This is a genomic window from Streptomyces sp. NPDC002092, from assembly GCF_053593775.1.
Genome location: NZ_JBSFDG010000019.1, coordinates 122,633 through 147,734, shown reverse-complemented (window position 1 = coordinate 147,734; position 25,102 = coordinate 122,633). Strand labels below are relative to the sequence as shown.

Annotated in this window: 22 protein-coding genes and 1 pseudogene; 16 read left to right on the top strand and 7 right to left on the bottom strand. The window is 70.3% G+C overall.

Annotation, left to right across the window (positions count from 1 at the left end; all coding sequences use genetic code 11):
• Window positions 1-63: 63 nt before the first annotated feature.
• Together ACWCRD_RS36095 and ACWCRD_RS36090 are read right to left on the bottom strand one after the other, a co-directional pair.
• The gene (locus ACWCRD_RS36095) at window positions 64-1,293 is read right to left on the bottom strand and encodes a DUF349 domain-containing protein (RefSeq protein WP_450969934.1); all 1,230 of its coding nucleotides are present in this window, start codon (window positions 1,291-1,293) and stop codon (window positions 64-66) included.
• A 135-nt stretch (window positions 1,294-1,428) separates the two neighbouring features.
• Entirely contained in the window at window positions 1,429-2,283 is an 855-nt protein-coding gene (locus ACWCRD_RS36090) for a peptidylprolyl isomerase (protein ID WP_450969933.1), read from the bottom strand.
• Between the two features lie 167 nt (window positions 2,284-2,450).
• Here ACWCRD_RS36090 and ACWCRD_RS36085 point away from each other — a divergent pair, with 167 nt between their 5' ends.
• Both ACWCRD_RS36085 and hisS read left to right on the top strand, forming a co-directional pair.
• A complete protein-coding gene (locus ACWCRD_RS36085; RefSeq protein WP_450969932.1) occupies window positions 2,451-3,164 on the top strand; it encodes an MBL fold metallo-hydrolase in 714 nt (237 codons plus the stop codon).
• Between the two features lie 11 nt (window positions 3,165-3,175).
• A complete protein-coding gene (hisS, locus tag ACWCRD_RS36080) occupies window positions 3,176-4,438 on the top strand; it encodes a histidine--tRNA ligase (protein WP_450969931.1) in 1,263 nt (420 codons plus the stop codon).
• Window positions 4,439-4,629: 191 nt separating this feature from the next.
• On the opposite strand, the gene ACWCRD_RS36075 is transcribed toward hisS, so the two are convergent.
• The 4 genes from ACWCRD_RS36075 to ACWCRD_RS36060 are packed head-to-tail and all read right to left on the bottom strand — an operon-like array spanning window position 4,630 to window position 8,166.
• Window positions 4,630-5,253 carry a response regulator gene (locus ACWCRD_RS36075; protein WP_450969930.1) on the bottom strand — a complete coding sequence of 208 codons (624 nt, stop codon included), beginning with the start codon at window positions 5,251-5,253 and terminating at the stop codon, window positions 4,630-4,632.
• Entirely contained in the window at window positions 5,250-6,461 is a 1,212-nt protein-coding gene (locus ACWCRD_RS36070; protein ID WP_450969965.1) for a sensor histidine kinase, read from the bottom strand. Before ACWCRD_RS36070 ends, ACWCRD_RS36075 begins: the two co-directional genes overlap by 4 nt.
• Window positions 6,458-7,303: an ABC transporter permease gene (locus ACWCRD_RS36065; RefSeq protein WP_450969929.1), complete on the bottom strand. Its 846-nt coding sequence runs from the start codon at window positions 7,301-7,303 to the stop codon at window positions 6,458-6,460. Before ACWCRD_RS36065 ends, ACWCRD_RS36070 begins: the two co-directional genes overlap by 4 nt.
• Window positions 7,300-8,166 (bottom strand): ABC transporter ATP-binding protein, encoded by an 867-nt coding sequence (locus ACWCRD_RS36060; RefSeq protein WP_450969928.1) that lies wholly within the window; start codon window positions 8,164-8,166, stop codon window positions 7,300-7,302. Before ACWCRD_RS36060 ends, ACWCRD_RS36065 begins: the two co-directional genes overlap by 4 nt.
• Before the next feature lie 146 nt (window positions 8,167-8,312).
• Here ACWCRD_RS36060 and ACWCRD_RS36055 point away from each other — a divergent pair, with 146 nt between their 5' ends.
• The 3 genes from ACWCRD_RS36055 (at window position 8,313) to rpsD (ending at window position 11,320) form a co-directional block, all read left to right on the top strand.
• Window positions 8,313-8,975, top strand: coding sequence for a vitamin K epoxide reductase family protein (locus ACWCRD_RS36055; protein WP_450969927.1), 663 nt, complete (start codon window positions 8,313-8,315; stop codon window positions 8,973-8,975).
• Window positions 8,976-9,046: 71 nt separating this feature from the next.
• Complete coding sequence (locus ACWCRD_RS36050; RefSeq protein WP_450969926.1) at window positions 9,047-10,402, top strand: replication-associated recombination protein A; 1,356 nt, start codon at window positions 9,047-9,049, stop codon at window positions 10,400-10,402.
• A 303-nt stretch (window positions 10,403-10,705) separates the two neighbouring features.
• Complete coding sequence (gene rpsD, locus ACWCRD_RS36045) at window positions 10,706-11,320, top strand: 30S ribosomal protein S4 (protein ID WP_015661793.1); 615 nt, start codon at window positions 10,706-10,708, stop codon at window positions 11,318-11,320.
• Window positions 11,321-11,344: 24 nt separating this feature from the next.
• Here rpsD and ACWCRD_RS36040 read toward each other — a convergent pair.
• Window positions 11,345-12,935 (bottom strand): annotated as a pseudogene (locus ACWCRD_RS36040) (ATP-binding protein).
• Between the two features lie 161 nt (window positions 12,936-13,096).
• On the opposite strand from ACWCRD_RS36040, the gene ACWCRD_RS36035 reads away from it, so the two are divergent.
• From ACWCRD_RS36035 to ACWCRD_RS35985, 11 genes are all read left to right on the top strand, one after another.
• On the top strand, window positions 13,097-13,543 hold the full coding sequence (locus ACWCRD_RS36035; protein WP_351466611.1) for a DUF948 domain-containing protein: 447 nt from the start codon (window positions 13,097-13,099) through the stop codon (window positions 13,541-13,543).
• A gap of 8 nt (window positions 13,544-13,551) precedes the next feature.
• Window positions 13,552-13,914, top strand: coding sequence for a hypothetical protein (locus tag ACWCRD_RS36030; protein WP_450969925.1), 363 nt, complete (start codon window positions 13,552-13,554; stop codon window positions 13,912-13,914).
• Window positions 13,914-16,586, top strand: coding sequence for an alanine--tRNA ligase (alaS, locus tag ACWCRD_RS36025; protein ID WP_450969924.1), 2,673 nt, complete (start codon window positions 13,914-13,916; stop codon window positions 16,584-16,586). Before ACWCRD_RS36030 ends, alaS begins: the two co-directional genes overlap by 1 nt.
• A gap of 2 nt (window positions 16,587-16,588) precedes the next feature.
• On the top strand, window positions 16,589-17,053 hold the full coding sequence (gene ruvX, locus ACWCRD_RS36020; RefSeq protein ID WP_275774424.1) for a Holliday junction resolvase RuvX: 465 nt from the start codon (window positions 16,589-16,591) through the stop codon (window positions 17,051-17,053).
• A 121-nt stretch (window positions 17,054-17,174) separates the two neighbouring features.
• A complete protein-coding gene (gene mltG / locus ACWCRD_RS36015) occupies window positions 17,175-18,860 on the top strand; it encodes an endolytic transglycosylase MltG (protein WP_450969923.1) in 1,686 nt (561 codons plus the stop codon).
• Complete coding sequence (locus ACWCRD_RS36010) at window positions 18,860-19,675, top strand: shikimate dehydrogenase (protein ID WP_450969922.1); 816 nt, start codon at window positions 18,860-18,862, stop codon at window positions 19,673-19,675. The genes mltG and ACWCRD_RS36010 overlap by 1 nt, the downstream gene beginning before the upstream one ends.
• A 155-nt stretch (window positions 19,676-19,830) precedes the next feature.
• Window positions 19,831-21,015: a chorismate synthase gene (aroC, locus tag ACWCRD_RS36005; protein ID WP_450969921.1), complete on the top strand. Its 1,185-nt coding sequence runs from the start codon at window positions 19,831-19,833 to the stop codon at window positions 21,013-21,015.
• Window positions 21,012-21,527, top strand: a complete 516-nt coding sequence (locus ACWCRD_RS36000) for a shikimate kinase (protein ID WP_450969920.1) — start codon at window positions 21,012-21,014, stop codon at window positions 21,525-21,527. The genes aroC and ACWCRD_RS36000 overlap by 4 nt, the downstream gene beginning before the upstream one ends.
• Complete coding sequence (gene aroB, locus ACWCRD_RS35995) at window positions 21,524-22,615, top strand: 3-dehydroquinate synthase (RefSeq protein WP_450969919.1); 1,092 nt, start codon at window positions 21,524-21,526, stop codon at window positions 22,613-22,615. Before ACWCRD_RS36000 ends, aroB begins: the two co-directional genes overlap by 4 nt.
• A gap of 285 nt (window positions 22,616-22,900) precedes the next feature.
• Window positions 22,901-23,782, top strand: a complete 882-nt coding sequence (locus ACWCRD_RS35990) for a Pro-rich N-terminal domain-containing protein (RefSeq protein ID WP_450969918.1) — start codon at window positions 22,901-22,903, stop codon at window positions 23,780-23,782.
• A 151-nt stretch (window positions 23,783-23,933) separates the two neighbouring features.
• On the top strand, window positions 23,934-25,040 hold the full coding sequence (locus tag ACWCRD_RS35985) for an aminopeptidase P family protein (RefSeq protein WP_450969917.1): 1,107 nt from the start codon (window positions 23,934-23,936) through the stop codon (window positions 25,038-25,040).
• Window positions 25,041-25,102 lie beyond the last annotated feature (62 nt).

Below are 25,102 nucleotides of genomic sequence, written 5' to 3'. Positions count from 1 at the left end.
GTCGTACGACGAGAAGGGGCCCGTACCTCCCGGTACGGGCCCCTTCCTCACGCAACAGGCGGGTCAGCCGCCGAACTCCTGCAGGCCCTTCAGCGCCTGGTCCAGGAGCGCCTGGCGGCCCTCCAGCTCGCGCTCGAGCTTGTCGGCCCTGGCGTTGTTGCCCTGGGCGCGGGCCTGCTCGATCTGGCCCTTCAGCTTGTCGACGGCGGCCTGGAGCTGGCCGGTCAGACCCTCGGCACGCGCGCGTGCCTCCGGGTTCGTCCGGCGCCACTCGGCCTCCTCGGCCTCCTGGATGGCCCGCTCCACGGCGTGCATCCGGCCCTCGACCTTGGGGCGCGCGTCCCGGGGTACGTGGCCGATGGCCTCCCAGCGCTCGTTGACCGAACGGAACGCGGCGCGCGCCGCCTTGAGGTCCGTGACCGGGAGGATCTTCTCGGCCTCCTCGGCCAGCTCCTCCTTCAGCTTCAGGTTCTCCGACTGCTCGGCGTCCCGCTCGGCGAAGACCGAGCTGCGGGCGGCGAAGAACACGTCCTGGGCGCCGCGGAAGCGGTTCCACAGGTCGTCCTCGTGCTCGCGCTGGGCGCGGCCCGCGGCCTTCCACTCCGTCATCAGCTCGCGGTAGCGGGCGGCCGTGGGGCCCCAGTCCGTCGAACCGGACAGCGCTTCGGCCTCGGCGACCAGCCGCTCCTTGGCCTTGCGGGCCTCCTCGCGCTGCGCGTCCAGCGAGGCGAAGTGCGCCTTGCGGCGCTTGGAGAACGCCGACCGTGCGTGCGAGAAGCGGTGCCACAGTTCGTCGTCCGACTTGCGGTCGAGCCGCGGCAGCCCCTTCCAGGTGTCCACCAGCGAGCGCAGCCGCTCACCGGCCGCCCGCCACTGGTCGGACTGCGCCAGCTGTTCCGCCTCGGCGACCAGGGCCTCCTTGGCGTTGCGCGCCTCGTCGGACTGCTTCGCGCGCTGCTGCTTGCGCTCCTCACGCCGCGCCTCGACCGTCGCGACGAGCTTGTCCAGCCGTGTCCGCAGCGCGTCCAGGTCGCCGACCGCGTGGTGCGCGTCGACCTGCTCACGGATGTGGTCGATGGCGGCCTGCGCGTCCTTCGCGGACAGGTCGGTGGTCTTCACTCGCTTCTCGAGGAGGCCGATCTCGACAACCAGGCCCTCGTACTTGCGCTCAAAATAGGCCAGCGCCTCCTCGGGGGAGCCTGCCTGCCAGGAACCGACGACCTGCTCGCCGTCGGCCGTACGCACGTACACGGTCCCCGTCTCGTCGACGCGGCCCCACGGGTCGCTGCTCACAGCGCCTCCTCCACATGATGCCTGCAAGGAGCCTCACTGCCCCCGGGCATCGTCCACAGTTTCGTCACGGCCAACATAGGCGACCGGCGGGTGGCCTGTCCGCATCCCGCGCGACCGAAATTTCGCACTTGACGGTCAGGATTTGGTGATCGTCGCCTTGTTGATCACCACGGTCGCATTGGGTGCCGTGTTCTGCGACGTGGGGTCGGGGGCCTGGGCGCCCGCGGCGGCGATTTTCTTGAGAACCTTCATGCCCGCCGGGGAGATCGTGCCGAAGGGTGTGTAGTCGGGCGGCAGCGGACTGTCCTGGTAGACGAGGAAGAACTGGCTGCCGCCGGTGTTACGACCCTGCTTCGTCTGCGCGTTGTACTGGTTGGCCATGGCGACCGTACCCGCCGGGTACACCTGCCCCTTGAGGCTCTTGTCCTTGAGGTTCTCGTCGGGGATCGTGTAGCCGGGACCGCCGGTGCCGGTACCCGTCGGGTCGCCGCACTGCAGCACGTAGATGCCCTGGGGGACCAGCCGGTGGCACTTGGTGTGGTCCAAGTAGCCCTGATTGACGAGGAAGTTGAACGAGTTGACGGTGTGCGGCGCCGCCGACGCCTTCAGCGCGATGTCTATGTCACCGCACGTCGTGGCGAGATCCATCGTGTACTTCGCCGACTTGTCGATGGTCATCGCCGGCTCCTTCTTCCAGCTCAGCTTCTTCACCGAGCCCTTGGCCGGCTTCGCGCACGGGTCCGGCGCCTTGCTGGTCGGGGCGGCGCTCGGGGACGTCTGCGAACTCGCGTTGGCCTTGTCGTCGCTCTTGTCGCCCTTGAGCACGCCGGTCGTGTACAGCGCCACGCTGCCGATCACGACCACACCGAGCACCGACGCGATCACGGAGTTGCGCATCTTCGCCTTGCGCCGCGCGGCCGTACGGCGCTGCTGCTGGCGCAAGAACTTCTCGCGGGCGAGCTGACGCTTGCGCTGTTCCTGGGTGACCACCGGGTTCTCTCCTCATGCGTCTCGTACGTGGACCGGTACGCGTGTGTCTTGTGAGCCGACCGCCTGCGTGTGCCCCGTACCGTATATGGGTTCGCTGAGGAATCGGCAGCGCCGGTAGGCTCTGAGGTCAGCAGCAGCCGCCCGTATCGACACAACGAAGGACGATCGTGCTCATTGCCGGGTTCCCCGCCGGGGCCTGGGGGACGAACTGTTATCTCGTCGCCCCCGCCGCCGGTGAGGAGTGCGTGATCATCGACCCGGGCCATCAGGCCGCCCAAGGAGTCGAGGAAGCGCTGAAGAAGCATCGGCTCAAGCCCGTCGCGGTCGTCCTCACCCATGGCCACATCGACCATGTGGCCTCGGTCGTCCCGGTGTGCGGCGCGCACGACGTACCGGCCTGGATCCACCCCGAGGACCGCTACATGATGGCGGACCCCGAGAAGGCCCTCGGCCGCTCCATCGGCATGCAGCTGATGGGCGAGCTGACGGTGGGGGAGCCCGACGACGTCAAGGAGCTGACCGACGGCGCGAAGCTGGCGCTCGCGGGCCTGGAGTTCTCCGTCGCGCACGCGCCCGGCCATACCAAGGGGTCGGTGACCTTCCAGATGCCCGAGACCACGGAGATCCCCTCCGTGTTCTTCTCCGGGGATCTGCTCTTCGCCGGCTCCATCGGACGCACCGACCTGCCCGGCGGTGACATGGCCGAGATGCTCGACTCGCTGGCCCGCGTGTGCCTGCCCCTCGAGGACTCGACCGTGGTGCTGTCCGGCCACGGCCCCCAGACGACCATCGGCCAGGAGCGCGCCACCAACCCGTATCTGCGGCAGGTGGCCGTCGCCGGCCAGGGAGCGGATGTCGACGCTCCCCGACGAGGAATGTGACGAGACTTTCCGTGAGCACCTTCAAGGCCCCCAAGGGCACGTACGACCTGATCCCGCCGGACAGCGCCAAGTTCCTGGCGGTCCGCGAGGCGATCGCCGCGCCGCTGCGCAACTCCGGTTACGGCTACATCGAGACCCCCGGCTTCGAGAGCGTGGAGCTCTTCGCACGCGGTGTCGGCGAGTCCACCGACATCGTGACCAAGGAGATGTACGCCTTCGAGACCAAGGGCGGCGACCAGCTCGCCCTGCGTCCCGAGGGCACGGCGTCCGTGCTGCGCGCGGCGCTGGAGGCCAACCTGCACAAGCTGGGCAACCTGCCGGTCAAGCTCTGGTACTCGGGCTCCTACTACCGCTACGAGCGCCCGCAGAAGGGCCGTTACAGGCACTTCTCGCAGGTCGGCGCCGAGGCGATCGGTGCGGAGGATCCGGCGCTGGACGCCGAGCTGATCATCCTGGCCGACCAGGCGTACCGCTCGCTGAGGCTGAGCAACTTCCGGATCCTGCTCAACAGCCTGGGCGACAAGGAGTGCCGTCCCGTCTACCGGGCCGCGCTGCAGGACTTCCTGCGCGGTCTGGACCTCGACGAGGACACCCTCCGCCGTGCCGAGATCAACCCGCTGCGCGTCCTGGACGACAAGCGTGAGTCGGTCCAGAAGCAGCTGGGTGACGCCCCGCTGCTCCGCGACTACCTCTGCGACGCCTGCAAGGCGTACCACGAGGAGGTCCGTGAGCTGATCACGGCGGCGGGCGTCGCCTTCGAGGACGACCCCAAGCTGGTGCGCGGCCTGGACTACTACACGCGTACCACCTTCGAGTTCGTCCACGACGGTCTGGGCTCCCAGTCCGCGGTGGGCGGCGGCGGCCGCTACGACGGACTGTCGGAGATGATCGGCGGTCCGGCGCTTCCGTCCGTCGGCTGGGCGTTGGGCGTCGACCGCACGGTCCTCGCCCTGGAAGCGGAGGGGGTCGAGCTCGAACTCCCCTCCACGACCAGCGTGTTCGCGGTGCCGCTCGGCGAGGAGGCACGTCGTGTGCTGTTCGCCAAGGTCACCGAGTTGCGCAAGCTGGGCGTCGCGGCGGACTTCTCGTACGGGGCCAAGGGGCTCAAGGGTGCGATGAAGAACGCCAACCGCAGTGGTGCGCGCTACACGATCGTCGCCGGCGAACGTGACCTGGCCGAGGGCGTCGTGCAGCTCAAGGACATGGAGTCCGGTGAGCAGGCTGCGGTTGGCGTGAACGAGATCGTGGCGGAGCTGGAGTCGAGGCTGGGCTGAGGGTTTTCGCCCCCGCCGCCCCTTCCCATTCCCGTCCCTGGGGGCTCTGCCCCCAGACCCCCGTTCGGCCTGAACGGCCTCGTCCTCAAACGCCGGACGGGCTGGAAATAGCCCCTCCGTCGTTTGAGGAGCGGGGGTCCGGGGGCTGGCCCCCGGGTCGGGAGGGGAAGGGGCGGCGGGGGCGCAAAAGTTCAGTCGAGCAAACCGAACCGCATTGCGCTCGTCACCGCCGCCGTCCGGTCGTCCACCCCCAGCTTGCCGAAGGCCCGCAGAAGATGGGTCTTCACCGTCGACTCGCCGATGAACAGCCGCCGCCCGATCTCCGCGTTCGTACACCCCTCCGCCACCAGCCGCAGCACCGCCGCCTCCCGCTCCGACAGCCGCGGCCGCTCCGGCCGGGTGCGCAGCTGGTCGACCAGCCGGGCCGCCACCGACGGCGCCAGCACCGTCTCGCCGCGCGCAGCCGCCCGCACCGCCTCCGCCAGTTCCGCCCGCGGCATGTCCTTGAGCAGGTAGCCCGCCGCTCCCGCCTCCACCGCCCGCAGGATGTCCCGGTCCGTCTCGTACGTCGTCAGGACGATCACACGGCACGGCAGCCCCGCCTCGCCCATCCGCACGATCGAGTCCACGCCCCCGCCGCCCGGCATCCGCAGGTCCATCAGCACGATGTCGGGCCGCAGTTCGGCCGCGAGCGCCTCCGCCTGCGGGCCGCTCGCCGCGTCGGCGACGACCTCCAGGTCCGGCTCGGCGCTGAGCATCGCCCGTAGGCCCTCCCGTACGACGGGGTGGTCGTCGGCCATGACGATCCGGATCACGATGAGCTCCTCCCCGGTGATAGGGGCAGCGATACGGGCAGGCTGACCGTCACCGTCGTGCCGTCCCCCGGTGCACTGCGGATCCGCGCCGTCCCGCCGACCTCGCCGGCCCGGGCGCGCAGCCCCGCCAGACCGTAGCCGTCGCACGGGGCGCCGGGGTCGAAGCCGCACCCGTCGTCCCGTACGGACACGGTGAGCGTGTCGTCGGAGTACCCGAGCGCGATGCCCACCGACGCCGAACTCCCGGCATGCTTACGGGCGTTGGCCAGGGCCTCCTGGCAGGAGCGCAGGGCCACCACCTCGGGAGCGGCGGGCAGCGGGCGCACAGGGCCCTGCACCTCCAGCGTCGCCTCGTGACGGGCGGCCAGGCGGCGCAGGGCGTCCAGGAGGGAGCTGCCGTCGAGGTCGGCGGGCGCGGCACCGGCGACCAGGGCGCGGGCCTCGGCCAGGTTCTGCCGGGCCGTCTCGTCCATCAGCGCCAGATGGCGGCGGGCCTGCGGGACGTCGTTGTCGAGTTCGGCCTCCACCGCCTGGATCAGCATCAGCAGGCTGGTGAAGCCCTGCGCGAGGGTGTCGTGGATCTCGCGGGCCATGCGCTCGCGCTCGGTGAGGGCACCGTGTGCGGCGGAGAGCCGGGAGATCTCGTGCCGGCTCGCGTCCAACTCGGCGATCAGATCGGCCCGTTCCATGCTCTGTTCGATGATCCTGATGATCCAGCCGCCGATCGCCACCGAGAAGGCGAGGGTCACCAGCGAGAACAGGGCGTTGGCGAACAGATCCTCGCCGCTGGGCCGCCACAGCAACGCCCAGCCCGCGACCGGCAGCAGGTTGATCACGGTGACGGCCACCAGGGACCACCGCATCCGCAGGGTCATGAAGCACTGGGGGATGAGCGCGAACGCCATCAATCTTGTCTCGCCCACCAGGACGGCCGAGGGCAGGAACAGCGCGACGGCGCCGGCGAGGTAGCGCACCGCCCGCCCCTGGCCCGGCGGGTCCTCCTGGAGCATCGGGCGCCCGACCAGCACGTACCAGGGCACCAACGGGACGAGCAGCGCCGCCGCGACCGCACGCACCGGGAGTCCCGGGTGGGCCGCGGCGAGCACGAAGGCGAGGGTGGCCGCCCAGACGACCGCGAAGTACCCGTCCCAGAGCCGTATCGTCCGGTCCCAGGCGTGCTCCTCACGGGCCACCCCTGGACGGTTCATCCGTCGCGCCGGGTCTTCCAGCGGAAGGTCAGCAGACACAGCACCAATCCTCCGACGCACCAGGCGGCCAGCACCAGCGCGACCTTCCCGAACTCCCAGCTCCCGGCCTGCTCCAGGACCCGCGCGGAATCCGGCAGGAACACGCCCCGAAGACCCTGGCACAGCCACTTCAGCGGGAACAGGGCACCGATGTTCAGCATCCAGTCCGGGATGGTGTTGATGGAGATGTACACCCCGGAGATGAACTGCAGGACCAGGAAGGGGAGTACGACCACCGAGCTCGCGCTCTTCGCCGACTTGGGCACCGAGCTGATCGCGATGCCGAGCAGCGCGCACCCGGTCAGCCCCAGGACGAAGATCCACGCGAAGTCGAACCACCGGGACGCGTCCGACGGCAGGTCCACGCCGTACAAGGTGGTGCCGACGAGGAGGAGGATCGCCGTCTCCACGACACCCGTGAACAGAACCAGCCAGATCTTGCCCAGGAAGTACGCCGACGGAGGCATCGGTGTGCCGCGCAGCCGGCGCAGCACCTTCTCGTCCCGTTCGACCGCGATCGAGATACCCAGCGACTGGAAGCTGGTCGACATGATGCCGGAGGCCATCATCGCGGGAACGTACAGCTGGGAGGCGGTGACGCCGGAGCCGTGGACATCGTCGTGGAAGATCGACGCGAACAGGAAGAGGAACACGACCGGGAACGCGAACGTGAACACCACCTGGTCGCGCTGCCGGAAGAACTGCTTGATCTCCAGCGCGCCGCGGCGCAGGCCCAGCCCCCAGGCTCCCGGCAGCCGCTGGGCGGGCACCTCGGCCCTGGTCCGTACGGCGGTCGCGGTCATCGCGCGTCCTCCTGCCCGGTCAGCCGGAGGTAGACGTCCTCCAGGGTGGGGCGGGCCACCTTCAGGCCCGGGATCTCGCCGTCGAAGCGGCGCATGAGCTCGGCGACCGCCCTGGTCGGGGTGGCGGTGCGCTCGGTGCGGATGACGCCGTCCGGCTCGGTCCACTCGACGGTGGCCTCCGTGCCGTACCGCTCCCGCAGGGCGGCGGGCTCGCCCTCGGCGACGACCTGCCCCTTGGCGACGACGGCGAGCCGGTCGGCGAGCGCCTCCGCCTCCTCCAGATAGTGCGTGGTCAGCAGGATCGTCGTGCCCTCGTCGGACAGCAGCCTGATCAGCTCCCAGAACTGCCTCCGGGCCGCCGGGTCGAAACCGGTCGTCGGCTCGTCCAGAAGCAGCAGCTCGGGGTCGCCGATGACCCCCAGGGCGACGTCGAGGCGCCGCCGCTGACCTCCGGAGAGCGCCTTGATCCGGCTGGTCGCCTTCGCCTCCAGACCCACCAGGCCGATGACCTCCTCCGGGTCGCGCGGACGCGGGTAGTAGCGGGCGAAGTGCCGTACGGTCTCGCGGACCGTCAACTCGGCGGGCGCCGATTCGTCCTGCCAGACGATTCCGACACGTGACCGCCACGCGCGCGTGCCGGTCGCCGGGTCCGAGCCGAGCACCGACACCTCGCCCGCGTCCCGCGTGCGGTTGCCCTGGAGGATCTCCACCGTGGTGCTCTTGCCCGCGCCATTGGGTCCCAGCAGGCCGAACACCTCGCCACGCCGAATGCCCAGATCGATGCCGTCCACTGCGGTCACGTCCCCGTACTGCTTGCGCAGCCCCCGTACGTCCACCGCGAGTTCGTTCGCGTGTGCTGTCATGCCGTTCAGCCTCGGCCGGAACCGAACGCTCCGGGACGACCTTGCGTACTTCCTTATGTCCACCGAACGGTGGACAGTGGCATTGGTGCGGCACAATGGCCCCTGCCCGAAGAAGGTCCAACTCTCAAGCAGACGGAATCGGCGTGATGAGCAAGACCACAGTCAAAGACGTCTCCACCGAGCCCGGACCCGCCGGGGACCACAGCCCCGAGGGATCACGCACAGTGGGGGGCAGCCGGGCCTTCGCCCTGCTGCTGATCATCACGGGCGCGGCCGGTCTGCTCGCCGCGTGGGTCATCACGATCGACAAGTTCAAGCTGCTCGAGGCCAAGGTCGAGGGCAAGACCTTCACCCCGGGATGCAGCCTCAACCCGGTCGTCTCCTGCGGCAGCGTGATGGAGTCCAAGCAGGCCGCCGCCTTCGGCTTCCCCAACCCGATGCTGGGCCTGGTCTGCTACGGCATCGTCATCTGCGTCGGCATGAGCCTGCTGGCCCGCGCCCGCTTCCCGCGCTGGTACTGGCTCACCTTCAACTTCGGCACGCTCTTCGGCGTGGGCTTCTGCACCTGGCTGCAGTTCCAGTCGCTGTACCGCATCAACGCACTGTGCCTGTGGTGCTCCCTGGCCTGGGTCGCGACGATCACCATGTTCTGGTACGTGACCTCGTTCAACATCCGCAACAGCTTCCTGCCCGCCCCGCGCTGGCTGAAGAGCTTCTTCGGCGAGTTCACCTGGGTGCTGCCCGTACTGCACGTCGGCATCATCGGCATGCTGGTGCTGACCCGCTGGTGGGACTTCTGGACCAGCTGAGCCCCTGCTTCCGGGCCCCGGCTTCCCGGCGCCCGAGGGGATTGTCAGTGCCGTGATTTAGGGTTCTTGACGTGGAGCCCGACCTGTTCACCGCAGCCGCAGAAGAACGCCAGGAGAAGGACCCGACCGGGAGCCCCCTGGCGGTGCGGATGCGCCCGCGCACCCTCGACGAGGTGGTGGGCCAGCAGCACCTGCTGAAGCCCGGTTCCCCCCTGCGCCGCCTGGTCGGCGAGGGCGCGGGCGGCCCCGCGGGACCGTCCTCGGTGATCCTCTGGGGCCCGCCCGGCACCGGCAAGACGACCCTGGCGTACGTCGTCTCCAAGGCCACCAACAAGCGCTTCGTCGAACTGTCGGCGATCACCGCGGGCGTCAAGGAGGTCCGCGCGGTCATCGACGGCGCCCGCCGGGCCACGGGCGGCTTCGGCAAGGAGACCGTCCTCTTCCTCGACGAGATCCACCGTTTCAGCAAGGCCCAGCAGGACTCCCTCCTGCCCGCCGTCGAGAACCGCTGGGTGACCCTGATCGCGGCGACGACGGAGAACCCGTACTTCTCGGTGATCTCCCCGCTCCTGTCCCGCTCCCTCCTGCTGACCCTCGAACCCCTCACCGACGACGACGTCCGGGGGCTGCTCAAGCGGGCGCTGAGCGACGAGCGCGGTCTGAAGGACGCCGTCACTCTCCCCGAGGACACCGAGGACCACATCCTGCGCATCGCCGGCGGGGACGCCCGCCGCGCCCTGACCGCGCTGGAGGCGGCCGCCGGAGCCGCCCTCGACAAGGGCGAGACGGAGGTCTCCCTGACGACCCTGGAGGAGACGGTCGACCGGGCGGCGGTGAAGTACGACCGCGACGGCGACCAGCACTACGACGTCGCCAGCGCCCTCATCAAGTCCATCAGGGGCTCGGACGTCGACGCCGCCCTGCACTATCTGGCCCGCATGATCGAGGCCGGCGAGGACCCCCGCTTCATCGCCCGCCGCCTGATGATCTCCGCCAGCGAGGACATCGGCCTCGCCGATCCGAACGCCCTGCCCATAGCCGTCGCCGCTGCCCAGGCCGTCGCCATGATCGGCTTTCCCGAGGCCGCCCTCACCCTCAGCCACGCCACCATCGCCCTCGCGCTCGCCCCGAAGTCGAACGCCGCGACGACGGCCATCGGCGCAGCCATGGAGGACGTACGCAAGGGGCTGGCCGGCCCGGTGCCCCCGCACCTGCGCGACGGGCACTACAAGGGCGCCGCCAAGCTCGGGCACGCGCAGGGGTATGTGTATCCGCACGACCTGCCGGAAGGCATCGCCGAGCAGCAGTACGCCCCGGACGCCCTCAAGGACCGCGAGTACTACACCCCGACCAGACACGGAGCCGAGGCCCGCTACGCGGACGCGGTCGAATGGACCAGACAGCACCTCGGGCGCAAGCGGTCCTGAGCGACCTGTAGAATCCCTCGAAGTGCTGTGTCCCGTGCAGTCAGAACGGGACGGTCAGCCGGAGTCCGGTCCCCGGACCAGGCTCCAGGAGCGTCGCGCACCGTTCGAATGGTGTCGCGGGCAGCCCACCACCACTCGCCGCACGGCGGGACCGGTCGGTGGGCCACTCGCGTGCTGCACATATGTGCCCAGACCAGGGGAGCGGCTGCCCACCAGGCCCGGCAACGGACCCGGCGGGTTTCCCCGGCTGCGGATGCGACCTCCCTCAACTCTGACAAGCCGAACACTGAGAAATGAGAGATCGTGGCGAACCAGTCCCGCCCCAAGGTCAAGAAGTCGCGTGCCCTCGGCATCGCGCTGACCCCGAAGGCCGTCAAGTACTTCGAGGCCCGCCCCTACCCGCCGGGTGAGCACGGCCGTGGCCGCAAGCAGAACTCGGACTACAAGGTCCGTCTGCTCGAGAAGCAGCGCCTGCGCGCGCAGTACGACGTGTCCGAGCGCCAGCTCGTCCGCGCCTACGAGCGTGCCTCCAAGGTCCAGGGCAAGACCGGTGAGGCCCTGATCATCGAGCTCGAGCGCCGTCTCGACGCCCTGGTCCTGCGTTCGGGCATCGCCCGCACCATCTACCAGGCCCGTCAGATGGTCGTGCACGGCCACATCGAGGTCAACGGCCAGAAGGTCGACAAGCCTTCCTTCCGTGTCCGTCCCGACGACGTCGTGATGGTCCGCGAGCGCAGCCGCGAGAAGACCCTCTTCTCCATCGCCCGTGAGGGCGGCTTCGCCCCCGAGGGCGAGACCCCGCGCTACCTCCAGGTGAACCTCAAGGCCCTGGCGTTCCGCCTGGACCGTGAGCCGAACCGCAAGGAGATCCCGGTGATCTGCGACGAGCAGCTCGTCGTCGAGTACTACGCCCGCTGATCACCAGCAGGCGGTAGCACCACCTCAGCCCGCCGTCTCCCCGCCCTTGTGGGTGCGGGAGGCGGCGGGTTCGTGCATGTTCACGCTCGCCGTCGCATGCCGGACCGGCCCCCGCGGCGACGGGACGGCCCCCACCGGCCGCTCCAAGGCCCGCGACACCGCCGCCTCCCGCACCAGCCGGGCCCCTTCCGCCACACACTCCTCGTACCGCTCGTTCCCGAGCCGCTCCCGAGCCGTCGCCTCGCACAGCTCGTGCGGGGCGTTGTAATAAGCCGAGCCGAACAGCGGAAGACCGACCGAGGGCCACATCCGGGCCGCCGCACCCTGCAGCACCGCCGCCTCCGCCGCATCGCCCTGCACCGCCGTGACCAGCGCCAGCAGCTCGACCGCCAGCACCGAACCGAGCAGGTCGTGGAAGGAGTGGGCGCCGGCCAGGCAGTCGGTCAGCAGGGTGCGAGCCCTCACCGGGTCGCCGTCGGCCCAGGCCGCGTACGCCAGGACGTACAGGGCACAGGTGCGCGTCCACTGGCGCGGCGAGAACCGGTCGAGCTCACACCAGGTCGCAAGACCCAGGTACCAGTCGCGGTGCCGCCGCCGCAGCCGGGCCGCGTCCCCTGCCGCCTCCAGCCAGTCGGCGCCGTACGCCCGGACCGTGTCCAGCATCCGGTAGCGCACACCCGCGGGCGTCTCCTCGCGCACGACCAGCGACTGCGCGAGCAACTCGGTGAGCACGTCGAGGACGTCGTCGGCCTCCAGACCGTGCCCGCTGCAGACGTACTCGACGGCCTCCGGCTCGAACTGCCCGGCGAACACCGAGAGCCGCGACCACAGCAACCGCTCCTGGGGCGTGCACAGTTCATGACTCCAGCCGATGGCCAGCCGCAGGGTCCGATGGCAGGGCAGCACATCGCATCCGCCGCCGGTCAGCAGCCGGAAGCGGTCGTCCAGCCGCTCCAGCAGCTGCCCGGGAGACAGCGCCCGCAGCCGGCCCGCGGCCAGCTCCACGGCGAGCGGGATGCCGTCCAGGCGCCGGCACACCTCCCGTACCTCCGGCCCGTCCGCCACCGCCGGCCCCTGCTCGGCCGCCCGGCTCAGCAACAGCCCGACCGCCTCGTCCTCGCCCAGCGGCGACAGCGGAAACACCCGCTCACCCGCCACGTCCAGCGGCCTTCGCCCCACGGCGAGCACCCGCAGCCCGGGCAGCTGCCCGAGCAACTCGCCCACCAGACCGGCACACGCCTCCACCAGATGCTCGAACCCGTCCAGTACGAGCAGGAGTTGACGCTCGGCGAGATGAGCGAGCAGTGTCTCGCGCGGCAGCCGCATGGTGTGATCGGTCAGCCGCAGCGCCTCCACGACGGCGTGGTCGACGAACTCCGGATCGCGCACCGGCGCCAGCTCCACCCGCCACACCCCGTCACGCGGCGCGCACCGCACGGCCGCGCGCCGCGAGCCGTGACTTGCCGACCCCGCCCGCACCCGTCACCGTCACCAGACGAGCCGCGCCGAGCACCCCCGCCGGCCCGGCGAGTTCGGCCGAGCGTCCCACGAACGCATTGAGCTCCAGGGGAAGATTGCCGTGCAACGAGCTGCCGCCGAGCTGATGATCCCGCATGGGATACGGAGCGTACTGACCCGTATTCAGTCCGTACAATCGCTTCGCGCAACTCGGCGGAGCGTGGACCGTAATCCGGTGCGGAGCCCCGCCCCCGGCGCGATAGGCTCGGCCTACGACTTTTCGATGTTCAGGCATGTTCCAGGGAGCGGGTGCACGTGGTGTCCGGTGGAGAGGTGGCCGGGATCCTGGTGGCCGTCTTCTGGGCGATCCTGGTCTCCTTCCTCGCCGTCGCGCTGGCGAGGGTGGCCCAGACGCTCAAGGCGACCACCAAGCTGGTGGCGGACGTGACCGACCAGGCCGTCCCGCTGCTGGCCGACGCCTCCGCGGCGGTGCGCTCCGCACAGACCCAGATCGACCGGGTCGACGCGATCGCCACGGACGTCCAGGAGGTCACGTCGAACGCGTCGGCGCTGTCGACCACCGTCGCCTCCACCTTCGGTGGCCCCCTGGTCAAGGTCGCGGCGTTCGGCTACGGCGTCCGCCGGGCCCTGGGCGCCCGCCGGGACGACGTGCCCGCCAAGGAGTCCAGGCGTACCGTGATCGTGGGCCGGACCGTCCCGGCTGCGCGGCGGGGCAAGCGAAACCTCCGTGGGAAGAGGGACTGAGACCAGCGATGTTCCGCCGTACGTTCTGGTTCAGCACGGGCGTCGCCGCCGGTGTGTGGGCCACCACCAAGGTCAATCGCAAGCTGAAGCAGCTGACCCCCGAGAACCTTGCCGCCTCCGCGGCCAACAAGGCGATCGAGGCCGGTCACCGGCTCAAGGACCGCGCGGTCGGCTTCGCGCTGGACGTCCGGGACAACATGGCCGTGCGGGAGGAGGAGCTGGGGGAGGCCCTCGGCATCAACGCGGCCCCCGAACTCCCCGCGCCCCGGCGGTATCCCGCCATCGAGAACCGCAACAGCCCGAAGTACGTCGAGGGCTCGACGTACCAGTCGTACTCGAACAACTCGTACAACCGGAATGAGGACCACTGATGGAGTCGGCCGAGATTCGCCGCCGCTGGCTGAGCTTCTTCGAGGAGCGCGGTCACACCGTCGTCCCTTCGGCGTCGCTCATCGCGGACGACCCGACTCTGCTCCTGGTCCCGGCCGGCATGGTGCCCTTCAAGCCCTACTTCCTCGGTGAGGTCAAGCCGCCCTTCCCGCGCGCCACCAGCGTGCAGAAGTGCGTGCGCACGCCCGACATCGAAGAGGTCGGCAAGACCACCCGGCACGGCACGTTCTTCCAGATGTGCGGCAACTTCTCCTTCGGCGACTACTTCAAGGAAGGCGCCATCAAGCACGCCTGGGAGCTGCTCACCAGCCCCCAGGACAAGGGGGGTTACGGCCTGGAGCCGGAGAAGCTCTGGATCACCGTCTACAAGGACGACGACGAGGCCGAGCGCATCTGGCACGAGGTCGTCGGCGTGCCCGAGGAGCGCATCCAGCGCCTGGGCATGAAGGACAACTACTGGTCCATGGGCGTCCCCGGACCCTGCGGCCCCTGTTCCGAGATCAACTACGACCGCGGCCCCGAGTTCGGCGTCGAGGGCGGCCCCGCCGTCAACGACGAGCGGTACGTGGAGATCTGGAACCTCGTCTTCATGCAGTACGAGCGCGGCGAGGGCATCGGCAAGGACAACTTCGAGATCCTCGGCGAGCTCCCCAGCAAGAACATCGACACGGGGCTCGGCCTCGAGCGACTCGCGATGATTCTGCAGGGCGTGCAGAACATGTACGAGATCGACACCTCCATGGCCGTCATCAACAAGGCCACCGAGCTGACCGGTGTCCGCTACGGCGACGCCCACGACTCGGACGTCTCCCTGCGCGTGGTCACCGACCACATGCGTACGTCCGTCATGCTCATCGGCGACGGCGTGACCCCGGGCAACGAAGGGCGCGGCTATGTCCTGCGCCGCATCATGCGCCGCGCCATCCGCAACATGCGTCTGCTCGGCGCCACCGGCCCGGTCGTGCTCGACCTCATCGACACCGTGATCGGCATGATGGGCCAGCAGTACCCCGAGCTGGTCACCGACCGCGAGCGCATCGAGAAGGTCGCCCTCGCCGAGGAGAACGCCTTCCTGAAGACGCTGAAGGCCGGCACCAACATCCTCGACACCGCCGTCACCGAGACCAAGGCCTCCGGTGGCACGGTCCTCGCCGGCGACAAGGCGTTCCTGCTCCACGACACCTGGGGCTTCCCGATCGACCTCACCCTGGAGATGGCCGCCGAGCAGGGGCTCTCCGTGGACGAGGAGGGCTTCCGCCGCCTGATGAAGGAGCAGCGGGAGCGCGCCAAGGCCGACGCCCAGGCAAAGAAGACCGGGCACGCCGGCGCCGGCGCCTACCGGGAGATCGCCGACAAGACCGGCGAGACCGAGTTCATCGGCTACTCGGACACCGAGGGCGAGTCCACGATCGTCGGCATCCTGGTCGACGGCACCTCCTCCCCGGCCGCCACCGAGGGCGACGAGGTCGAGATCGTCCTCGACCGCACCCCGTTCTACGCCGAGGGCGGCGGCCAGATCGGCGACACCGGCCGTATCAAGGTCGACACCGGTGCCGTCATCGAGATCCGCGACTGCCAGAAGCCGGTCCCGGGCGTCTACGTCCACAAGGGCGTCGTCCAGGTCGGTGAGGTGACCGTCGGTGCCAAGGCCCACGCCTCGATCGACGCCCGCCGTCGCACGGCCATCGCCCGCGCCCACTCGGCCACCCACCTCACCCACCAGGCGCTGCGGGACGCGCTCGGCCCGACGGCCGCCCAGGCCGGTTCCGAGAACCAGCCCGGCCGCTTCCGCTTCGACTTCGGCTCCCCGTCAGCCGTTCCCACGGCTGTGATGACCGACGTCGAGCAGAAGATCAACGAGGTCCTCGCGCGTGACCTCGACGTCCGCGCCGACATCATGGGCATCGACGAGGCCAAGAAGCAGGGCGCCATCGCCGAGTTCGGCGAGAAGTACGGCGAGCGGGTCCGCGTGGTGACCATCGGCGACTTCTCCAAGGAGCTGTGCGGCGGCACGCACGTGCACAACACCGCCCAGCTGGGCCTGGTCAAGCTGCTCGGCGAGTCGTCGATCGGCTCGGGTGTCCGCCGTATCGAAGCCCTCGTCGGCGTCGACGCCTACAACTTCCTCGCCCGTGAGCACACCGTCGTCGCCCAGCTCCAGGAGCTGATCAAGGGCCGCCCGGAGGAGCTCCCGGAGAAGGTCTCCGCCATGCTCGGCAAGCTGAAGGACGCCGAGAAGGAGATCGAGAAGTTCCGCGCCGAGAAGGTGCTGCAGGCCGCCGCCGGTCTCGTCGAGTCCGCCAAGGACATCCGCGGCATCGCCGTCGTCACCGGCCAGGTCCCGGACGGTACGACCCCCGACGACCTGCGCAAGCTGGTCCTCGACGTGCGCGGCCGCATCCAGGGCGGCCGGGCCGCCGTGGTCGCCCTGTTCACGGTCACGGGCGGCAAGCCGCTGACGGTCATCGCCACCAACGAGGCGGCCCGCGAGCGCGGCCTCAAGGCCGGTGACCTGGTCCGCACGGCCGCCAAGACCCTCGGCGGCGGCGGTGGCGGCAAGCCGGACGTCGCCCAGGGCGGCGGCCAGAACCCGGCCGCGATCGGCGAGGCCGTGGACGCCGTCGAGCGGCTGGTCACGGACACCGCGAAGTGACGATGCGCAGAGGCCGTCGACTCGCGATCGACGTCGGGGACGCCCGCATCGGGGTCGCCTCGTGCGACCCCGACGGGATCCTCGCCACCCCGGTGGAGACGGTCCCCGGCCGGGACATCCCGGCAGCGCACCGACGGCTCAAGCAACTCGTCGAGGAGTACGAGCCGATCGAGGTCGTCGTCGGCCTCCCTCGCTCCCTCAAGGGGGGCGAGGGCCCCGCGGCGGTAAAGGTTCGCGGCTTCGCTCAGGAACTCGCGAAGGGCATCGCCCCCGTCCCGGTCCGCCTCGTGGACGAGCGGATGACCACGGTGACGGCCAGTCAGGGACTGCGCGCCTCGGGCGTGAAGTCGAAGAAGGGCCGCTCGGTCATCGACCAGGCAGCCGCTGTGATCATCCTCCAGCAGGCCCTCGAATCCGAACGGGTGTCAGGTAAAGCACCCGGCGAGGGCGTCGAAGTGGTCATCTGATCGCGATACGGTAACGTTCCGCGCGTCTGCGCCGCTGTTCGAACAGCGGCTGCACAGCAAGAGGCGGGACGGAACCGGCCCGAAAGCCGCGTAACCGCCGCCTCGCGGCTCTAGGGGATCGATGACTGAGTATGGCCGGGGCCCAGGCTCCGAACCGTGGCATCCGGAGGACCCGTTGTACGGGAACGACGGATGGGGCGGACAGCAGGCCCAGGCGGGCCCGCAGTCCCCCTACGGCGGCCAGCCACAGCACCATCCGGAGCAGCCGCAGCAGCACTACGGTGACTGGGGCAACGGGGAACAGTCCGCATACGGTCAGGCGCAGCAGTACCCGCAACAGCAGTACCCGCAACAGCAGTACCCGCAGCAGCAGTACCAGGGCTACGACCAGCAGTACTACGCAGGCCAGGGCCAACAGCAGTCGTACGACCAGGGCAGCTGGGGCACCGGCACGCACACGCACGTCCAGTACACGGATCCGTCGGACCCGTATGCCCAGCAGGCCGCCGCGTACGGGGGCGAGCAGCCCGACTACTACGGCACGCCCGATGCGTACCCGCCGCCCGAGCCCCCCGGCCGCAGGCAGGCGGAGCCCGAGCCGCAGACCGACTGGGACCCGGGCCCCGACCAGGGAGAACACGCCTTCTTCGCCGACCGCGAGGACGACGAGGACGAGGACGACGATCCGCGTGCAGGCCGTAAGGCCCGCGGCGGCAAGAAGCCGAAGAAGCGCCGCAGCGGCCTCGCCTGCCTCGTGCTGGTCGTGATCTTCGCCGGAGGCACCGCCGGGGTCGGCTACTTCGGCTACCACTTCTACAAGGATCGTTTCGGCCCGTCGGCCGACTACGCGGGCAACGGAAACGGCGAGAAGGTCGTAGTCACCATCCCCAAGGGTGCCGGTGGCTATGTGATCGGGCAGAAGCTCAAGGAGGCAGGAGTCGTCGAGAGCGTCGACGCGTTCGTCTCCGCGCAGCAGTCGAACCCCGACGGCAAGAAGATCCAGGACGGCGTCTACACGCTGGAGAAGCACATGTCGGCCGCGAGCGCGGTCGAACTGATGCTCAGTTCGAAGAGCCGCAGCAACCTGATCATCAGAGAGGGCTTGCGCAACTCGCAGATCTACAAGCTGATCGACACGCGTCTCGGAGTGGCGGCGGGCACCACGGCCAAGGTCGCGCAGCAGGACTACAAGAACCTCGGTCTGCCCTCGTGGGCGCTGAACCACCCGAACGTGAAGGATCCGCTGGAAGGATTCCTCTACCCCTCCAGCTACGCGGCCACGAAGGGCCAGAAACCCGAAGACGTCCTGAAGGACATGGTCACCCGGGCCAACGACAAGTACGAGGAACTCGGCCTTACGAAGAAGGCGAAGAGCCTCGGCCTCGACAGCCCGTGGCAGCTGCTCACCGTGGCCAGCCTGGTACAGGCCGAAGGCACCAGCCACGCCGACTTCCGCAAGATGGCCGAGGTCGTCTACAACCGCCTCAAGCCCGGCAACCCGGAGACCTACGGCTCGCTCGAGTTCGACTCCACGTACAACTACATCAAGAACCAGAGCAAGATCGACCTGGGCATTGCCGAGCTGCGGAAGTACAACAACCCGTACAACACGTACTACGTCAAGGGCCTGCCTCCGGGGCCCATCGACAACCCCGGTGAGGAGGCGCTCAAGGGAGCGCTCGACCCGACGCACGACGGCTGGTACTACTTCATCTCGTTGGACGGCAAGACCAGCAAGTTCACCAAGACGCTCGCCGAGCACAACAAGCTGGTCGACGAATTCAATGCGTCGAGGAAAAAGAACTGATGACTGCGACCCGAAGGGCGGCCGTGCTCGGCTCGCCCATCGCCCACTCCCTGTCCCCGCAGCTGCACAACGCGGGGTACCGGGCGCTCGGCCTGGACGACTGGTCGTACGACAGGTTCGAGATCGACGAGGCCGCGCTGCCCGGGTTCTTCGCGCAGCTCGGCCCGGAGTGGGCGGGGCTGTCGCTGACGATGCCGCTGAAGCGGGCGGTGATCCCGCTGCTCGACGAGATCACCGACACGGCGGCCTCGGTGGAGGCGGTCAACACCGTGGTGTTCCGTCCCGACGGGCGGAAGGTCGGCGACAACACCGACATCCCCGGCCTGGTGGCGGCGCTGCAGGAGCGGGGCGTGGAGAAGATCGAGTCGGCGGCGATCCTGGGCGCCGGTGCCACCGCTTCCTCGGCCCTGGCCGCGCTCGCCCGGATCTGCACCGGCGAGGTCACGGTGTACCTGCGCAGCGAGCGGCGCGCGGACGAGATGCGGCAGTGGGGCGAACGGCTCGGCGTGCAGGTCCGCCCGGCCGACTGGACCGATGCGGTACGGGCCTTCGAGGCGCCGCTGGTGATCTCCACGACGCCCGCCGGCGGCACCGACGCGCTGGCCGGGCAACTGCCCGCTCAGGTCGGCACCCTCTTCGACGTGCTCTACGAACCCTGGCCCACACCTCTTGCCGCGGCCTGGCAGCAGCGGGGCGGGCAGGTGCTCGGCGGCCTTGACCTGCTGGTGCACCAGGCCGTCTTCCAGTTCCGCCAGTTCACCGGCGACCCGCGCTCCCCGCTCGCCGCCATGCGCGAAGCCGCACAGCTGGGCTGATCTGTCCGTTTGTCGGACTCGGCTCGGACCCGTTGCCCGGACGTGGGAGGATCGGGGGTGGCGGGCCAGGGCCGCGCACCTGGTCGAGCCGTCGCCGTACGCGAGGACGTGCGTACGCAGGGCAGTACCAGGGCGCGAGCAACTGAGGAGCACCGTTGAGCAGGTTGCGCTGGCTGACCGCGGGGGAGTCCCACGGTCCCGCACTCGTGGCGACGCTGGAGGGTCTTCCCGCCGGTGTGCCGATCACCACGGAGATGGTGGCGGATCACCTGGCCCGGCGCCGGCTCGGTTATGGACGCGGTGCGCGCATGAAGTTCGAGCAGGACGAGGTCACCTTCCTCGGCGGCGTCCGGCACGGCCTCACCCTCGGTTCCCCGGTGGCGGTCATGGTGGGCAACACCGAGTGGCCCAAGTGGGAGCAGGTGATGGCGGCCGACCCGGTCGACCCGGAGATCCTGGCGGGGCTGGCCCGCAACGCCCCGCTGACCCGGCCGCGTCCCGGCCACGCGGATCTGGCGGGCATGCAGAAGTACGGCTTCGACGAGGCCCGCCCGGTCCTGGAGCGTGCCTCGGCGCGGGAGACGGCGGCCCGGGTGGCGCTGGGGGCGGTGGCCCGGTCGTACCTGCAGGAGACGGCCGGCATCGAGATCGTCAGCCATGTCGTCGAGCTGTGCTCCGTGAAGGCCCCGCAGGGGGTGTACCCGACGCCTGCCGATGTCGAGAGGCTGGACGCGGATCCGCTGCGCTGCCTGGACGCGGATGCGTCGAAGGCGATGGTCGCGGAGGTCGACCAGGCTCACAAGGACGGTGACACCCTGGGCGGGGTGGTGGAGATCCTCGCGTACGGCGTGCCCGTGGGCCTTGGCTCGCATGTGCACTGGGACCGCCGGCTGGACGCCCGCCTGGCCGGAGCGTTGATGGGCATCCAGGCGATCAAGGGCGTGGAGGTCGGCGACGGGTTCGAGCTGGCCCGGGTGCCGGGCTCCAAGGCGCATGACGAGATCGTGGGCACGCCCGAGGGCATCCGGCGTACCTCTGGCCGCTCGGGCGGCACGGAGGGTGGCCTGACCACGGGTGAGCTGCTGCGGGTGCGGGCGGCGATGAAGCCCATCGCGACCGTGCCGCGGGCGCTGCAGACCGTGGACGTCACGACCGGTGAGGCGACCCAGGCCCACCACCAGCGCTCCGATGTCTCCGCGGTGCCGGCGGCGGGCATCGTCGCGGAGGCGATGGTCGCCCTGGTGCTGGCGGACGCGGTGGCGGAGAAGTTCGGGGGCGACAGCGTGGCCGAGACCCGCCGTAATGTGCAGTCCTACCTCGACAACCTGGCCATCCGGTGACCGCTCCTGAGGTGGTGCTGGTCGGTCCGATGGGTGTGGGCAAGTCCACCGTCGGCAGGTTGCTGGCCGAGCGGCTCGGGGTCGGCTACCGGGACACCGACGACGACATCGTGGCCGAGCAGGGCCGTTCGATCGCGGAGATCTTCGTCGATGAGGGTGAGCCGGTCTTCCGGGCGATCGAGAAGGCCGCCGTGCACAAGGCGCTGGCCGAGCACGACGGTGTCCTCGCCCTGGGCGGCGGCTCCATCCTGGACGCGGACACGCGGGCGCTACTGGCCGGGCAGCGCGTGGTCTACCTCTCCATGGACGTCGAAGAGGCCGTCAAGCGCACCGGATTGAACGCGGCCCGGCCGTTGCTCGCCGTCAACCCGCGCAAGCAGTGGCGCGAGCTGATGGAGGCCCGGCGGTCGCTGTACGAGGAGGTGGCCACGGCAGTCGTGGCCACCGACGGCCGTACACCCGAAGAAGTCACCCAAGTCGCCTTGGACGCACTGGAGTTGAAGGAAGCATGAGCGAGGCAGTCACCCGGATCCAGGTCGGCGGGAGCGCGGGCACCGACCCGTATGAGGTCCTGGTGGGGCGTCAACTGCTCGGCGAGCTGGGCGGGTTGATCGGCGACAAGGCCAAGCGGGTCGCCGTCGTCCACCCCGAGGCGCTCGCCGAGACCGGTGACGCCCTCCGTGCCGACCTGGCCGGGCAGGGCTTCGAGGCCGTCGCCATCCAGGTGCCGAACGCGGAGGAGGCCAAGACCGCCGAGGTCGCCGCCTACTGCTGGAAGGCGCTGGGCCAGTCCGGGTTCACCCGCACCGACGTCATCGTCGGCGTCGGCGGCGGCGCCACCACCGACCTCGCCGGGTTCGTGGCCGCCACCTGGCTGCGCGGGGTGCGCTGGATCGCGGTCCCCACCACCGTGCTGGCCATGGTGGACGCCGCGGTCGGCGGCAAGACCGGCATCAACACCGCCGAGGGCAAGAACCTCGTCGGCGCCTTCCACCCGCCCGCCGGTGTGCTGTGCGACCTGGCGGCTCTGGACTCCCTGCCGGTCAACGACTACGTGTCCGGGCTCGCCGAGATCATCAAGGCCGGCTTCATCGCCGACCCGGCCATCCTGGAGCTGATCGAGGCCGACCCGCAGGCCGCGCGGACCCCCGCAGGCCCGCACACCGCCGAGCTCATCGAGCGCTCCATCAGGGTCAAGGCCGAGGTCGTCTCGTCCGACCTGAAGGAGGCGGGCCTCAGGGAGATCCTCAACTACGGGCACACCCTGGGCCACGCCATCGAGAAGAACGAGCGCTACAAGTGGCGGCACGGCGCCGCGGTCTCGGTCGGCATGCACTTCGCCGCCGAACTCGGCCGTCTGGCAGGGCGGTTGGACGACGCCACCGCCGACCGGCACCGCACGATCCTCGAATCCGTCGGTCTTCCCCTCCACTACCGCTACGACCAGTGGCCCAAGCTGCTGGAGACGATGAAGGTCGACAAGAAGTCCCGCGGTGACCTGCTGCGCTTCATCGTCCTGGACGGCCTGGCCAAGCCGACCGTCCTGGAGAGCCCCGACCCGGCCGTCCTGCTGGCCGCGTACGGCGAAGTGGGCGAGTAAGTCCGCCGGAGCATCCGTCCGATTCGCCTTACGGACATGGGCACTTCGGGCCGCCCCCGGCCGTTCACCAAACGGCGGCCGGGGCAGGTACCGTTCGGTAGGGAGCGGGCCTCGGGCCCCGCTGCCAGCGCCAATTGCCTGCGGCGAGTGAGCCGAAGGGGCGCGCCGGTGTCGAGAGGTCGAGCACGCGGAGGCCCGGAGGGCTGAGCACGGTCGGGCTCTCAAGACCGGCTGCACTGCCCCGGAGGTGGACCGAGCCCAAAGAACGAGACGGAGTGGCACCGGATGCAGCACGCAGTGGGTTCTCCGCTGCCGCCGCCCCATCAGCCGGGGCACGGACCGGCCGGAGGCTGGTCGCCGGCCGCACACCAGCCGGGTCCGCACCAGCCGGGTCCGCACCAGGCGGGCCCGCACCAGGGCTCCGCCCCCGTGCCCCCGCCGCCCCCGGCACCGGGCTACCCCGGGGCGTCCTCGCCCCCGGTCCCGCCCACACCGCAGCACGCCCCGGCCCCACCGGCCCCGGACACCACCGGCCACGTCCCGCTGCCCCCCGGGGCCCCCGTCGCGATGCCCAGCGCGCCGCCCGCCACCAGCGCGCCCGACCCCGCCGCCACGACCCTCGCGGTGCTGCTCATCGGCCCCGCGGGCGCCGGCAAGACGAGCGTCGCCAAGTACTGGGCGGACCACCGCCGGGTCCCCACCGCCCACATCAGCCTCGACGACGTACGCGAATGGGTCCGCTCCGGCTTCGCCGACCCGCAGTCGGGGTGGAACGACCACTCGGAGGCGCAGTACCGCCTGGCCCGCCGCACCTGCGGCTTCGCCGCCCGGAACTTCCTGGCCAACGGCATCTCCTGCATCCTCGACGACGCCGTCTTCCCCGACCGCCCGGTCGTCGGCCTCGGCGGCTGGAAGCGCCACGTGGGCCCCGGTCTCCTCCCGGTGGTGCTCCTCCCCGGCCTGGAGATCGTCCTGGAACGCAACGCGGAACGCTCCGGCAACCGCCGCCTCACCGACGAGGAGGTCGCCCGCATCCACGGCCGCATGGCGGGCTGGTACGGCTCGGGCCTCCCGATCATCGACAACTCCCAATTGGACGTCCCCCAGACCGCCAGAGTCCTGGACGACGTCCTGGCGAGGTCCATCGCGAGCCCCCCGAACTGGTAATCGCAGGGGAACGCAGCTTTCTCGGGGGCGCGGGGAACTGCGCGACCAGCCCCCACTCACCCGCACTGGGCACACAACAAGACCTGGCACCCCCGTCCCCCGAACGACACCCCAACCGGCACAATTCCCCCACCGCTCCTACGCTCATCTCATGTCAGAGGTGTACGCACTCCGCCGAGCAAGGCTGCGAGACCGCTGCAAGGCCGGCGGCAGCCAGGCCGCGCTGATCTCGCGCCCCGCCAATGTCCGCTACCTCGCGGGCACCGCCCCGCGGGGCGCCGTCCTGCTCCTGGGCAAGACCCACGACCTGCTGCTCTGCGCCGGCCCGCCGGACGCCCGGCCCGCCGAGGGCCGGCCGGACGAGGCGCTGCGCGTGCAGACCCTGCCCGGCACCGCGGGTGATCCCGCGGTGGCCGCCGCCGACCTCGCCGAGGCCCAGCGCGCCGACACCCTCGCCGTGGAGGAACACCACCTCACGGTGGCCCGGCACCGGGAGATCCGCTCGGTCGTCCCACGCCTGCGCCTGACCGACCTCGGCGGAGCCGTGGAGCAGCTCAGGGTCGTCAAGGACGAGGAGGAGATCTCCTGCCTCCGCATCGGCGCCGAGATCGCCGATCAGGCCCTCGGGGAACTCCTGGAGTCCATCCTCGTCGGCCGCACGGAACGGCATCTCGCCCTGGAGCTGGAGCGGCGACTCGTCGACCACGGCGCCGACGGGCCCGCCTTCCCGACCTCCGTCGCCACCGGCCCCAACGCCGGCAGACCCGCCCACCGGCCCACCGACCGCCGTGTCGAGGAGGGTGACTTCCTCTCCGTCTGCCTGGGCGCCGCCTACCGCGGCTACCGCTGCGAGATCGGCCGTACCTTCGTCATCGGCACCTCTCCCGCGGACTGGCAGATCGAGCTGTACGACCTCGTCTTCGCCGCCCAGCGCGCCGGACGGGAGTCGCTGGTGCCCGGCGCGGCCTGCCGCGATGTGGACCGCGCCGCGCGTCAGGTGCTGGATTCCGCGGGGTACGCGCAGGGGCTCCCGGCCCTGACGGGGCACGGCGTGGGGCTCGAAATCGACGAGGACCCGCAGCTGGCCCCTGCGGCCATGGGTAAACTGGACGCTTGCGTGCCGGTCACCGTCGAACCGGGGGTCCACCTCCCGGGCCGGGGCGGCGTCCGGATCGATGACACGCTCGTCGTCCGCCCCGAGGCGGACGGCGGACCCGAGCTACTCACCATCACGACCAAGGAGCTGCTCGCACTCTAGCGACCCCAGGGAAGACCCTGGCGCCGCCGGCGGGTGCGTGCGCCGGGGTCGTCCACGTCAGT